This window comes from Streptomyces sp. NPDC007907 (assembly GCF_042959365.1).
Lineage (GTDB): Bacteria > Actinomycetota > Actinomycetes > Streptomycetales > Streptomycetaceae > Streptomyces > Streptomyces indiaensis.
In genome coordinates this window covers 413063-425107 of record NZ_JBIBKR010000005.1, presented here as the reverse complement: position 1 = coordinate 425107, position 12045 = coordinate 413063, and the positions used below count along the sequence as shown (strand labels likewise).

Below are 12045 nucleotides of genomic sequence, written 5' to 3'. Positions count from 1 at the left end.
CGATGCATCGGTACAGGTCCCACACCTGCGGCGAGCTCCGCTCCTCTGACGTCGGCAGCGACGTCCGGCTGAGTGGCTGGCTGCACAATCGGCGCGACCTGGGCGGCATCCTCTTCATCGATCTGCGCGATCACTACGGCATCACGCAGCTTGTGGCCCGTCCCGGCACCCCCGCCTACGAGGCCCTCGACAAGCTCTCCAAGGAGTCGACCGTCCGCATCGACGGCAAGGTCGTCTCCCGGGGCGCCGAGAACATCAACCCCGAGCTGCCGACCGGTGAGATCGAGGTCGAGGTCGGCGAGGTCGAGCTGCTCGGCGCCGCCGCCCCGCTGCCGTTCACGATCAACACCGAGGACGGGGTCAACGAGGAGCGGCGTCTGGAGTACCGCTTCCTGGACCTGCGCCGCGAGCGCATGCACAAGAACATCCTGCTGCGCACCGCGGTCATCTCGGCGATCCGCCACAAGATGACCGCGCTGGGCTTCAACGAGATGGCGACGCCGATCCTGTCCGCGACCTCCCCCGAGGGCGCCCGCGACTTCGTCGTCCCCTCCCGCCTGCACCCGGGCAAGTTCTACGCCCTGCCTCAGGCGCCCCAGCAGTTCAAGCAGCTGCTGATGATCTCCGGCTTCGACCGGTACTTCCAGATCGCGCCCTGCTTCCGTGACGAGGACGCGCGCGCCGACCGCTCGCCGGGCGAGTTCTACCAGCTCGACATCGAGATGAGCTTCGTCGAGCAGGAGGACGTCTTCCAGCCGGTCGAGAAGCTCATGACCGAGCTTTTCGAGGAGTTCGGCGGCGGCCGCCACGTCACCTCGCCGTTCCCGCGGATCCCGTTCCGCGAGGCGATGCTGAAGTACGGCTCCGACAAGCCCGACCTGCGCGCCCAGCTCGAACTCGTCGACATCACCGACATCTTCGAGGGCTCGGAGTTCAAGGCCTTCGCCGGCAAGCACGTGCGCGCCCTGCCCGTGCCGGACGTCTCCGGCCAGCCGCGCAAGTTCTTCGACCAGCTCGGCGACTACGCCGTCTCGCAGGGCGCCAAGGGCCTGGCCTGGGTCCGGGTCGGCGAGGACGGCTCCCTGTCCGGCCCGATCGCGAAGTTCCTCACCGAGGAGAACGTCGCCGAGCTGACCAAGCGCCTGTCGCTCGCGGCCGGCCACGCGGTGTTCTTCGGCGCGGGCGAGTTCGACGAGGTCTCCAAGATCATGGGCGCGGTGCGCGTCGAAGCCGCCAAGCGCGCCGGGCACTTCGAGGAGAACGTCTTCCGGTTCTGCTGGATCGTCGACTTCCCGATGTACGAGAAGGACGAGGAGACCGGCGCGATCGACTTCTCGCACAACCCGTTCTCCATGCCGCAGGGCGGCCTGGAGGCCCTGGAGACCCAGGACCCGCTGGACATCCTCGGCTGGCAGTACGACATCGTCTGCAACGGCGTCGAGCTGTCCTCCGGCGCGATCCGGAACCACGAGCCGGAGATCATGCTCAAGGCCTTCGAGATCGCCGGCTACGACCGGGAGACCGTCGAGGAGAAGTTCGCGGGCATGCTGCGCGCCTTCCGCTTCGGCGCCCCGCCGCACGGCGGCATCGCCCCGGGCGTCGACCGCATCGTGATGCTGCTCGCCGACGAACCCAACATCCGCGAGACCATCGCCTTCCCGCTCAACGGCAACGCCCAGGACCTGATGATGGGCGCGCCGACGGAGCTGGAGGAGGCCCGGCTGAAGGAGCTGCACCTGTCGGTGCGCAAGCCGCAGCCCAAGTAGGCGATCGCCTTCTCTGAACGCCCGTGAGTGGCTCGGAACCGGTGCCGGTTCCGGGCCACTTCCGTATCCAGGGCTCTCCCCAGGCTCCTGACCAGCCGTGCTCCCTGGCTTCCCTTCCCATGACGGGACAGGAGACGGCCCGACCGACCACACCATCTACCCGGGCAACGGCACCGAGGGCGGGCTGCTGAAGCTGAAGTACAAGAAGGGCGTCGTCGCCACGCTCACCATGGGAGTCGACCTCGGGGCGACACACGACGGCACGGGTGACTCGGTCCAGCCGGGCGCGTCCGCGTCGGCTTCGGCGACCGCGAGCTGACGCGGACATGGGGGTTCGGGGGAGGTGGCTCTGCGGTAGGTGCGAGGGCTCGTGGTAAGCGTGGGCGACCGAACGAGAACGGGGGCCGTATGGACGACCACGAGGACCGGATCCTGGCCGATGAGCTTGCCGCTCTGGCTGCTGCTGTGGGGGCTTGGGGCGGCTTGACGCGCGTCGTGGCCAAGCTGATGAGGAAGAACGTCCACGAGATCGATCTGGTCGTGGCCCTGCCGTTCGAAGCCACCGTCGAGCGCGTCGCCTCCGTGCTCGAACAAGCAGGGCGAAGGGTCGGCCCGGTGCCGTATCCCGGCGACGGCCAACGGACGATCCGTGCCGTCGTCGGCGGTGGCACCGGCGGCATGAACCCGGTGGTCGTCACCGCACGGGTGACATACGGCGGGGCGTCCGACTCGGAGGTCAGGCTCCGTGCCGCGGCAAAGGAGGGCTTGATCCGGCAGCGGGCGGGCGAGCGGACCGCCACCCGTCTTGCGGCGTTGCTGACGACGTAGCGGTCCCGGCACCTTCACCCCTCCGGGCTCCCCCTCTACTTCTCGACGAACAGGTCCTCTGCCGTGGCGGCCGTCAGGGAGCGGTCGAACCACAGGGTGAGGGTGTCGAGGTCGGTGCAGGAGGAGATGCGGTCACGGGTGGCCTGGGGGATGCCGACGCCCCGCTTCTCCAGCACGCGCAGGATCATGGTGACTCGGTCTTCGGCCCTTCCTTCGGCCCTGCCTGCGGCTTTGCCCTCCAGGTACGACTCCTCGAAAAGGGTTCCCCTGCCCGGAAAGTAAGTGCCGACCATCTTCTCCAGCCCTCTCCATGTGTCCCGGACCGGAGTGTTCTCCAGTCCGACTTCAAGCCATTCACACCAGTATTTCGCTGTTGCCTTGTCGAACGACCGCATGCCGCGCGCCACCATCTCCAGTATGGCGGGGGCCTTTTCACTCTCGCTATGCACGATCGCCGAGAAGGCAGCCAACGCCGGTTCCCGGGCCACGACGGATTCGTCGGTGATCTCGGGAACGTTGTCCGGTCCCAGGACGAAGGGGCGCGTGACCTGAGTCGTCCAACTGCCGACACGGCTCTCGAACGGTCCGGCTGCCCAAGCCGCAGTCGCCCGGTTGCGGCAGACCGCGACCAGTAGGACGGGCAGGCGGAACTTCGCGTACAGGTACGCCACGTAGTAGGACCAGCTCGATCCCTTGTCGCGGGATCGAGAGGTCTGCGACTCAATGGCGATCAGGAAACCGTCTCCGTCGGACGGTTCGACTTTGAGCACCGTGTCGACGCGGCGTTCCAGCGGCTTGACCTCCGTGGCGTCGGGAGTGAGCGCCTCGATGATCGCTTTCGCGGGCGGCGGTAATCCCAGTGCCTTGAAGGCGGGAGTGAGAACCTCCGGATGGTCCTGGAAGATCCGGTGTGAGGTCTCATGGGTTGATGTGACCATGTGCGCACGCTAGGCCCGTGGCCCTGGCATATGCAGCACATGGCGCTGCGTTCACTCTTTCGAGTTCGGGAAAAACGTTCCCCTGCTACCTCGCCACGAACTGCGTCAGGATCGCCTGGACCTCGTAGATGTCGACGCCCTTGGTGAAGGTCTTCTCGATGGGGGTCGGGGTGCCGGAGATCCAGATTTTCAGTTCGGCGTCCAGGTCGAACGTGCCGGCCGTCTCCACCGAGAAGTGGGTGATGCTGCGGTAGGGGACCGAGTGGTACTCGACCTTCTTGCCGGTGATGCCCTGCTTGTCGACCAGGATCAGGCGGCGGTCGGTGAAGAGGATGGTGTCCCGGATGAGAAGGAACGCGGCGTGCACCTGCTCGCCGTGGCCGAGGAGCCGGGCGTAGTCCTGCTGGGCCGACTGCGGATTGACGGTGTGCGCGTTGCCGAACAGTGCCATGAGTGTCCCCCCGCTGATTGACCGGACCGTCTGGTTGGCCCGATGCCTTGTTCATCCTACGAACAGAGGCCTTCGTAGGACATGAGCCAGGGGACGAACCGATCGGGAAACACGTCCGCCCCCAGGAGGAGATCCCCCTAGGGGCGGGTGCGGGGCGAGGGTTACTCGGACTCGCCGCCGAAGCGTTCCTTGTAGGACTCCAGGTCCTCGTCCGTGAGCTTGGCGAAGAGGACCGGTGGGATGGTGAAGGCGGTGCCGGCGGGGAGGGTGGTGAGGGACTTCGCCTCCTCCTGGGTGACCCAGGTCGCCGTGTCGTTCTCCAGGGAGAACGCCTCGCGCATCTTCTTCGCCGACGTCGGGATGAACGGCTCGGAGACCACGGCGTAGAGGTGGATCAGGTTCATCGCCGTGCGCAGGGTGAGCGCGGCGCCCTCCGGGTTGGTCTTGATCTCCAGCCAGGGCGCCTTCTCCTCCAGGTAGGAGTTGCCCGCCGACCACAGGGCGCGCAGCGCGGCCGCCGCCTTGCGGAACTGGATGGCCTCCATCTGGGACTCGTACTCCGCGAGGAGGCGGGCGATCTCCTCGCCCAGCTTCGTCTCCGCCTCGCCGGGCTCGGCACCCGCCGGGACCTCCTCGCCGAAGCGCTTCTTGGAGAAGGACAGGACGCGGTTGACGAAGTTGCCGAGGGTGTCGGCCAGGTCCTTGTTCACCGTGGCGGTGAAGTGCTCCCAGGTGAACGACGAGTCGTCCGACTCCGGGGCGTTCGCCATCATGAAGTAGCGCCAGTAGTCGGCGGGCAGGATGTCGAGGGCGTCGTGCGTGAAGACGCCCCGGCGCTGCGACGTGGAGAACTTGCCGCCGTAGTAGTTCAGCCAGTTGAAGGCCTTGATGACGTCGACCTTCTTCCAGGGGGCGCGCGTGCCCAGCAGGGTCGCCGGGAACATCACGCTGTGGAAGGGGACGTTGTCCTTGCCCATGAACTGCGTGTAGCGGACGTCCGCGTCCGACTCCCACCACCAGGAGCGCCAGTCGCGGTTCTCCGGGTCCTGGTCCGCCCACTCCTTCGTGGCACCGATGTACTCGATCGGGGCGTCGAACCAGACGTAGAAGACCTTGCCCTCCGCGGCCAGGTCCGGCCACGTGTCGGCCGGGACCGGGACACCCCAGTCCAGGTCGCGGGTGATCGCGCGGTCGTGCAGGCCCTCTGTGAGCCACTTGCGGGCGATGGAGGAGGCGAGGACGGGCCAGTCGTCGGCGCGCTCGTCGACCCACGCCTCCACCTCGCCGGCCAGCACCGACTGCAGGAGGAACAGGTGCTTGGTCTCGCGCACCTCCAGGTCGCTGCTGCCGCTGATCGCCGAACGGGCGTCGATCAGGTCCGTCGGGTCCAGGACGCGCGTGCAGTTCTCGCACTGGTCGCCGCGGGCCTTGTCGTAGCCGCAGTGCGGGCAGGTGCCGATGATGTACCGGTCGGGCAGGAAGCGGCCGTCGGCGTTCGAGTACACCTGGCGGATCGAACGCTCCTCGATGAAGCCGTTCGCCTTCAGCTCGCGGGCGATCTCCTGCGTGATCTCGTGGTTCTGCGGGGAGGAGCTGCGGCCGAAGTAGTCGAACGCCAGGCTGAAGCCGTCGTAGATCGCCTTCTGCTGGTCGTGCGCCTCGGCGCAGAACGCGTCCACCGGGATGCCCTGCTCCTTGGCCGCGAGCTCCGCGGGGGTGCCGTGCTCGTCCGTCGCGCAGATGTAGAGGACCTCGTGGCCCCGCTGGCGCAGGTAACGGGAGTAGACGTCCGCCGGGAGCATGGACCCCACCATGTTGCCCAGGTGCTTGATCCCGTTGATGTACGGAAGGGCGCTGGTGATGAGGTGTCGAGCCATCGCGGGCTGCTCCCAAGTCGCTACGTGGGGTGACGATCTCGTGGTCTCGGTCGTCTACGGAACCTTGAAATCGTAGCTGACACGGGTACGCCGCCCGCCTCCCGTTTTACGGGACGGGAAGCGGGCGGCGTCGTGAGCGGTGGGAGGCTACGGGCGCCAGTTCGCCAGTACGCCCTCGTAGAGCTCCTTGTCCGTGAGCTCGCGGGGGGTTTCGCCGGCGAGGAAGTGGGACGTGTTGGGCGTCTTGAGCTTGCGGAGGTAGTCGAAGGCCTTGTTCTCCGGGTCCCCGAAGGCGACGAAGGAGAAGAAGACGGCCGGGTGGCTCTCGGCGGCGTCGGTGAGGGCCTGGGTGGCGGGGGTCTTCGCGTCCGGGGCGCCGTCGGTCTGGAAGACCACCAGGGCGGGGGCGGTCGGGTCCGCCGTCTTGTCGTGGTGGGCGAGGACCGCTTCCACGGCCGCGTGGTAGCTGGTGCGGCCCATGCGGCCGAGGCCCGCGTGCAGGTCGTCGATCTTGTTCTCGTGCTCGGTGAGGGTGATCTCGCCGGTGCCGTCGAGTTCGGTGGAGAAGAAGACGACCGGGACGGTGGCCTCGGGGTCGAGGTGGGCCGCGAGGGCGAGGGTCTGCTCGGCGAGGGCCTGGGCGGAGCCGTCCTTGTAGTACGGGCGCATGGAGGCGGAGCGGTCGAGGACGAGGTAGACCTTGGCGCGGGTGCCGGTGAGGTCGTTCTTCTTGAGGGCGTTGGCGGCGGCCTTGTAGGCGGTGGCGAGGTCGGGGGCGTGCTTCTTGAGGGTGGGGAGGGGGAGGGCGGGGCCGTCCTCGCCTTCGGCTTCGGCCGGCTTCGTCTTCCCGCCCGCACCGCCCGTGCGGCTTTCGTCGTCGTGTGCGGGTGGCCCCTGCGGGGCGGCCTCGCCGTCGGCGGCCGCGGGCTCGGGGGTGGAGGGTTCTTCGGCTGCGGCTTGGGCGGCCGAGGGCGTCGGGGCAGCGGATTCGGGGGTCGTGGATTCGGCGGCTGCGGGTTCGGGGGTGGCCGGTTCGGCCGCCGCAGGTTCGACGGTCGCGGGCTCGGCGGCTGCGGCGGGGGCCTTCTCGGGCTTCGTCGCCTTTACCGTTGACCCCTTCGCCTTCGAGGTCTTGGCTGCCCTCGGCTTCGACTTCTCCGTCGTCTCGTCGGTCTCGGCCTTCGGCTCCGGCTCGGGCTGCGCCTCCTCCGCCGGGGCGGCCGCAGGCTTCTCCGGCTCCTCCACAGCCGCCGGTTCCTCCCCGGCGGTCTTCTCGGCAACCGCCGGCTCCTCGGCCGCTGCCTTCTCCTCAGCCGCCGCCTCCACGACAGCATCGGATTCCTGAGCAGCCGCCGCCTTCTCAGCCGTCGGCTCCTCAGCCTCAGCCGCGGCCTTCTCCGCAGCCGCCGGTTCCTCAGCCGCCGCCTTCTCCGCAACCGCCTTCTCCGCAACCGCCGGCTCCGCAGCCGTCGGCTCCTCAGCCGCAACCGGCTCCCGGTTCGCCGCCACGCCCCCGTCGTCCTCCGCGGAGCGGGTCGGCCTGGGGACCGTCACGTTGTCGAAGGCCTCCGAGACGAGGTCGTGCTCGTCGGAGGGGGACGTGCGGGGTTCGGGGACGTTGGCCGTCGGCGTGGGCTTCGGCTCGGGGGAGGGGGACGGGACCTTCGGGTCCTTGGCGGAGGCCTGTGCCGATGCCTGTGCCGATCCCGGTGCCTGTGCCGGCGCCTGTGCCGTGTCGGGCGGCGTGAGAGCCCCGTCGTGTCCGGTGTGCTCGGCGGTCCGGTCCTCGGTCCCGCTGGTCTCACCGGCGGTCGCCGTACGCGCCGCACCCTCCGCCTCGGCGGTCCGTGACTTGCGTGACCGTCCGAACGCGTTCCGCAAGAGAGTGAGAATGCCCATGTGCGCGCAACCCTTCACGTGAGTTGAAGCCCGTCAATCCCTGGCCAGGACGGACACGTAAGGTTAGCGGCCCTCCTGTGTGATCTTGGGCAGGGTTGCCTGTGCCAGGCCTGCCCTGTCAAGGGGACATCCGGCCCGGGCGGGTGGCGCGGGGCTGAATCGCCACAACCCCCGTACGGCAGCCGGGGGTTCATTCGTTGTTCACTCGGGCGCCCGATCACCGCACATACGTGCCCCTACGGTCGCGAAGACACCAAGGGCATCCATGGGGAGAGTAAAGTGCGCAAGCTGCTGCCGTTGATCGGAACACCGTCCGGTTCGCACCCCGGCGGCCGGTCCGCCATGACCTGTCGTTTCCGCTGTGGTGATGCCTGCTTCCACGAGGTGCCCAACACCAGCTCCAACGAGTACGTCGGCGACGTGATCGCCGGTGCGATCGGACGCCGGTCGGTGATGCGCGCCGCGGCCGTGGTGACCGTGGCCGCCGCGGGGGCGGGTGCCGCCGGTGTCGTCCAGGCCCCGCGGGCCGCGGCCGCCCCGGCCGCCGGTGCCCCGTCCGCCGCTGTCGCCGCCGCGGCCGCCGGGCGCAAGGGCAAGGGCGCGCGTGGGCTGCGTTTCACGCCGGTCGCGCCCAACACCGCCGACGCGGTGACGGTGCCGGAGGGGTACCGGCAGAACGTCGTCATCCGCTGGGGCGAGCCCATCCTGCGCGGTGCGCCCGCGTTCGACCCGGAGAAGCAGAGCGCCGAGGCACAGGCCGGACAGTTCGGGTACAACTGCGACTTCCTCGCCCTGCTGCCGCTGCCCGGGGAGCGCGGCCGGCAGCTGCTCGTCGCCAACCACGAGTACACCGACGAGCTGCTGATGTTCCGCGGCTACGACGCGGCGAACCCCACGCGGGAGCAGGTCGAGGTCGCCTGGGCCGCGCACGGGCTGTCCGCCGTGGTCGTGGAGGAGGACCGCAGGAGCGGCAGGCTCACCGCCGTCCCCCGGCACCAGCTGAACCGGCGCGTCACCGCCACCACCGCGTTCCGCCTGACCGGGCCCGTCGCCGGGTCCGAGCTGGTGAAGACCTCCGCGGACCCGACCGGCACCAAGGTGCTCGGCACTCTCAACAACTGCTCCGGCGGCGTCACCCCCTGGGGCACGACCCTGCACGGCGAGGAGAACTTCAACCAGTACTTCGCCAACAGCAGCCGCGCGACCGACAAGCGGTACGGGATCGGCACCGGGGCCAGCGAGCGCAAGTGGGAGAGGTTCGACAAGCGGTTCGACGTCGCCCGGGAGCCGAACGAGGTGCACCGGTTCGGGTACGTGGTGGAGTTCGATCCGTACGACCCCACCTCCACGCCCCGCAAGCACACCGCTCTCGGACGGTTCAAGCACGAGGCGGCGACCGTGCGGCTGACGCACGACGGCCGTCCTGTCGTGTACTCCGGGGACGACGAGCGGTTCGACTACTTCTACAAGTTCGTCGGCAGCAAGCGGATGAAGCACGGGCACAGCCGCGCCGTCCGCGAGCACAACCTCTCCCTGCTCGACGAGGGCACGCTGTACGTCGCCAGGCTCACCGGTGACTCCCCCGCCCTCGAGATCGACGGCACGGGCAGGCTGCCGGAGGACGGCGAGTTCGACGGGGGCGGTGAGTGGATCCCGCTGGCGACCGCCACCGCGGAGGGTGCCGTCTCGCACGTGGCCGGGATGAGCGCCGAGGAGGTGTTCGTCTTCACCCGGCTCGCCGGTGACAAGGTGGGCGCCACCAAGATGGACCGGCCCGAGGACATCGAGCCCAACCCGGTGACCGGCAAGGTGTATGTCGCGCTGACCAACAACAGCAACCGCGGTGTCGGCTCCAACGCCAAGGCGGACGAGGCCAACCCGCGCAACGCCAACAAGCACGGGCACGTGCTGGAGCTCACCGAGCGGTGGAACCGGCCCGAGAGCACCCGGTTCGGCTGGTCGCTGTTCCTGGTCGCCGGTGACCCGGACGACCCGGCGACCTACTTCGCCGGGTTCCCGAAGGACTCCGTCAGCCAGATCTCCTGCCCGGACAACGTCGCCTTCGACCCGCACGGCAACCTGTGGATCTCCACCGACGGTGCCCAGCTCGGCTCGCACGACGGCCTGTTCGGTGTGGCGACCCGGGGCGAGCGGCGCGGGGAGCTCAAGCAGTTCCTGACCGTGCCGAAGGGTGCCGAGACCTGCGGTCCGATCGTCCAGGACCGGCGCGTGCTGGTGTCCGTGCAGCACCCGGGGGAGGTCGACGGCGCGTCCGTGGAGAAGCCCGCGAGCAGCTGGCCCGACGGGCCCGGGTCGTACGTCCGGCCGGCGGTGGTGGCCGTGTGGCGTGCCGACGGGCGCGACATCGGCGTCTGAGGCCGCCGGGTGCGACATCGGCGTCCGAGCCGGTGTCGTGCGGCGTCGGGAGCGCGTCAGGGAAGGGCCGGGCTCGGGGGTCTGAGGGGACCGCCGGGTTCCAGCCAGTCCGGTGGGTGCCAGTCCCGGTAGGCCGGTGCCTGCCGGGCCACCTCCCGGTACGCCTCCTCCAGCGCGGGGTAGACGCCGTCCAGGTCGGTCTCCGTGCGGGCCGCGGCGAGCAGCCGTACGCCGAGCGGGTCGTCCTTCAGGCGGCGCACCGCCATGTCGGGGCCGGGGGTGCGAGTCGGCTGGCAGACGGTGACGACCTCGCCGGTCGCGACCAGGGCGTCGGCCGTGTGGTAGTCGCCGTGCAGGACGTGCGGGCTGACGCCGGCCTCGCGGAACATCCGCTGGACCGCGTCCCATTCGCCGTCGACGGTGGGGTCGATCATCCAGCGGTCGCCGGCCAGGTCGGCCAGTTCGACCTCCTGCTTGGCGGCCGCCGGATGGTCGACGGGCAGGGACACGCACTGCGGTTCGCGCTCGACCAGGACGCGCAGCCGGAGTGCGGCGGGGATGCGCAGCGGGCAGCCCTCCACCTCGTGCACGAAGGCGACGTCGAGCTGTCCGTCGGCGACCATGCGGAGCAGGGCGTTCGGGGAGACGTTCATGTGGAGGCTGGGGTTCTGGCCGCGGGCGCGCAGCCGGCGCAGCCAGCCGGCCAGGGCCTTGCTCGCCGTGGAGCCGATGCGCAGTTCGGTGCCGCCGGTGGCGGCCGCCCGGGCCTCGGTGACCAGCAGGTGCAGTTCGGCCATGAGCGGGCGGGCGCGGCTGAGGACCAGGCGTCCCAGCGGGGTGGGGTGGCAGCCGGTGTGGGAGCGCAGGAACAGCGGGCCGCCCAGCTCCTGCTCGATCCGGCGCAGCTGTGTGCTCAACGACGGCTGGGCGACACCCAGTTGCCGGGCGGCGCGGTGCAGACTGCCGGTGTCGGCTATGGCGCACAGCGCGCGGAGGTGCCTCACCTCGAGCTCCATGCTCTGTGAGGCTAAAGCGGAATCGCGGCGTTAACCAGCCACATAATTCAGCGCTAAACCAGGTGAATTGGGCAGTCGATAGCCCCGTCCTATCCCTGGTTGCCATCATCACAGGCGCCGCACAGGCATCGAGACTCACCGGTGAGACTCAACCCCCACCCGAGGAGTCCTTCGATGCGAAAGTCCCTGTCCTCCCTGGCGGTTCTCGGCCTCGGTCTCACGATGGCCGGGCTCGGAACGGCCGCCCCCGCCGCGGCGTCCCCGGCCGCCGAGCCGCACGCCGGGTTCGTCGCCGGGTCCGCCGGGTCCGCCGGGTCCGACGCGAGCAGAGCCTTCTTCCAGGCGGTCCTGAAGTCCGTCGCCGAGAAGCGCGCCGCGAACCCGAGTGCCACCGCGGCCGTCACCGTCGTCTACGACGCCTCCCGGGCGCCCTCGTTCAGCGCGCAGATAGCGCGCAGCACCCAGATATGGAACAGCTCGGTGTCGAACGTGCGGCTCCAGTCGGGCTCCGCGTCGGCGGCCGACTTCAGCTACCGGGAGGGCAACGACTCCCGTGGCTCGTACGCGTCCACCGACGGCCACGGCAGCGGCTACATCTTCCTGGACTACCGGCAGAACCAGCAGTACGACTCCACCCGGGTCACCGCCCACGAGACCGGGCACGTCCTCGGTCTGCCGGACCACTACTCGGGTCCGTGCAGTGAGCTGATGTCCGGTGGCGGCCCCGGCCCCTCCTGCACCAACGCCGTCCCGAACGCGACCGAGCGCTCCCGGGTCAACCGGCTGTGGGCGAACGGCTTCGCGGCGGCGATGGACAAGGCCCTGGAGAAGTCGGCTCGTTGAGACCCCCATGCGGATGCGGCCGCCCTGCCACGAGGGGCGGCCGTATCCGCG

The 12045-nt window shown here is 69.6% G+C and carries 9 protein-coding genes and 1 pseudogene; 5 read left to right on the top strand and 5 right to left on the bottom strand.

Annotated elements, in window-relative coordinates; translation table 11 throughout:
- Nucleotides 1-2: 2 nt before the first annotated feature.
- From aspS to ACFZDI_RS22680, 3 genes and pseudogenes are all read left to right on the top strand, one after another.
- Complete coding sequence (gene aspS, locus ACFZDI_RS22690; protein ID WP_391252777.1) at nt 3-1766, top strand: aspartate--tRNA ligase; 1764 nt, start codon at nt 3-5, stop codon at nt 1764-1766.
- A gap of 145 nt (nt 1767-1911) precedes the next feature.
- Nucleotides 1912-2085: pseudogene (locus ACFZDI_RS22685) on the top strand (dioxygenase); the annotation flags it as partial.
- Between the two features lie 89 nt (nt 2086-2174).
- A complete protein-coding gene (locus tag ACFZDI_RS22680; protein ID WP_391252775.1) occupies nt 2175-2594 on the top strand; it encodes a hypothetical protein in 420 nt (139 codons plus the stop codon).
- 35 nt (nt 2595-2629) lie between these two features.
- On the opposite strand, the gene ACFZDI_RS22675 is transcribed toward ACFZDI_RS22680, so the two are convergent.
- The 4 genes from ACFZDI_RS22675 to ACFZDI_RS22660 form a co-directional block, all read right to left on the bottom strand.
- Nucleotides 2630-3532 (bottom strand): hypothetical protein, encoded by a 903-nt coding sequence (locus tag ACFZDI_RS22675; protein ID WP_391252773.1) that lies wholly within the window; start codon nt 3530-3532, stop codon nt 2630-2632.
- 85 nt (nt 3533-3617) lie between these two features.
- On the bottom strand, nt 3618-3983 hold the full coding sequence (locus ACFZDI_RS22670; protein ID WP_234849892.1) for a PH domain-containing protein: 366 nt from the start codon (nt 3981-3983) through the stop codon (nt 3618-3620).
- Nucleotides 3984-4144: 161 nt separating this feature from the next.
- Nucleotides 4145-5860: a methionine--tRNA ligase gene (gene metG, locus ACFZDI_RS22665; RefSeq protein ID WP_391252771.1), complete on the bottom strand. Its 1716-nt coding sequence runs from the start codon at nt 5858-5860 to the stop codon at nt 4145-4147.
- 147 nt (nt 5861-6007) lie between these two features.
- On the bottom strand, nt 6008-7759 hold the full coding sequence (locus ACFZDI_RS22660; protein WP_391252769.1) for a VWA domain-containing protein: 1752 nt from the start codon (nt 7757-7759) through the stop codon (nt 6008-6010).
- Nucleotides 7760-8038: 279 nt separating this feature from the next.
- On the opposite strand from ACFZDI_RS22660, the gene ACFZDI_RS22655 reads away from it, so the two are divergent.
- On the top strand, nt 8039-10135 hold the full coding sequence (locus ACFZDI_RS22655) for an alkaline phosphatase PhoX (RefSeq protein WP_391252767.1): 2097 nt from the start codon (nt 8039-8041) through the stop codon (nt 10133-10135).
- Nucleotides 10136-10191: 56 nt separating this feature from the next.
- On the opposite strand, the gene ACFZDI_RS22650 is transcribed toward ACFZDI_RS22655, so the two are convergent.
- Nucleotides 10192-11151: a LysR family transcriptional regulator gene (locus ACFZDI_RS22650; RefSeq protein ID WP_234847577.1), complete on the bottom strand. Its 960-nt coding sequence runs from the start codon at nt 11149-11151 to the stop codon at nt 10192-10194.
- A 174-nt stretch (nt 11152-11325) separates the two neighbouring features.
- Between ACFZDI_RS22650 and snpA the strand changes: the two genes are divergently transcribed.
- Entirely contained in the window at nt 11326-11994 is a 669-nt protein-coding gene (snpA, locus tag ACFZDI_RS22645; protein WP_234847578.1) for a snapalysin, read from the top strand.
- Nucleotides 11995-12045 lie beyond the last annotated feature (51 nt).